The 983-nt window shown below is 56.7% G+C and carries 1 protein-coding gene; it reads left to right on the top strand.

The genetic code is table 11. The features are described 5' to 3' along the window. A partial coding sequence (aroF, locus tag N2245_RS14395; RefSeq protein ID WP_494537398.1) for a 3-deoxy-7-phosphoheptulonate synthase occupies positions 1 to 983 on the top strand: 983 nt, incomplete at both ends.

Raw genomic sequence — 983 nt, 5'->3', positions numbered from 1 at the left:
CTGGAGCTAGTGAGGAGGATATCAGGAAGGTAGTGGAGAGGATAGAGAGTGAGGGGTTGAGTGCGCACATCAGTCGAGGGATGGAGAGGACGGTGATAGGAGTGATAGGGCATGGGGTGGATGTACACCGGATAGTGGATGCGTTGGAGGGGATGAGTGTAGTAGAGAACTTGGTGCCTATCAGCAAGCCTTTCAAGCTATCCAGTCGGGAGTTTCATCCGGAGGACAGTGTGGTGGAGGTCAATGGTGTGAGGATAGGAGGGGAGGAGGTAGTGGTGATAGGGGGGCCATGTAGTGTGGAGAGCGAGGAGCAGACGGTGGAGACAGCCAGGGCAGTGAAGGCAGCAGGAGGGAAGCTGTTGAGGGGAGGGGCATACAAGCCGAGGACATCGCCGTACAGTTTTCGTGGGATGGGAGTGAGGGGATTGGAGATATTGGCGCGAGCGAGGGAGGAGACGGGACTGGGGGTGGTGACGGAGGTGATGAGTGTGGAGGAGCTGCCGGTGGTGATGGAGTATGCGGACATGTTGCAGATAGGGACACGCAACATGCAGAACTATGCGTTGTTGGAGGCGGTGGGGAGGACTGATATGCCTGTGTTGTTGAAGCGAGGGATGAGTGCGACGATAGAGGAGTGGTTGTTGGCAGCGGAGTACATCATGGCGCAGGGTAATAGGAGGGTGGTGTTGTGTGAGAGGGGGATAAGGTCGTTTGATCCATATACGAGGAATGTGTTTGATGTGGGTGCGATAGCGTTGGTGAAGAGGTTATCGCACCTGCCGGTGATAGGGGATCCGAGTCAGGGGACAGGGAAGTCGAGTTTGGTGGGGCCAGTGAGTTTGGCAGCGGTGGCAGCAGGAGCGGATGGGTTGTTGGTGGAGGTGCATCCCAATCCGGAGGGAGCGATGAGCGATAATGCCCAGCAGGTGACTTTTGAGGAGTTTGAGCAGCTGATGACTGGTGTCAGAAGGGTGGCTGCAGCT

Source organism: Thermobaculum sp. T2p (assembly GCF_059335935.1).
The sequence above is the reverse complement of the archived record's forward strand: the minus strand, read 5'-3'. Positions and strand labels throughout refer to the sequence as shown.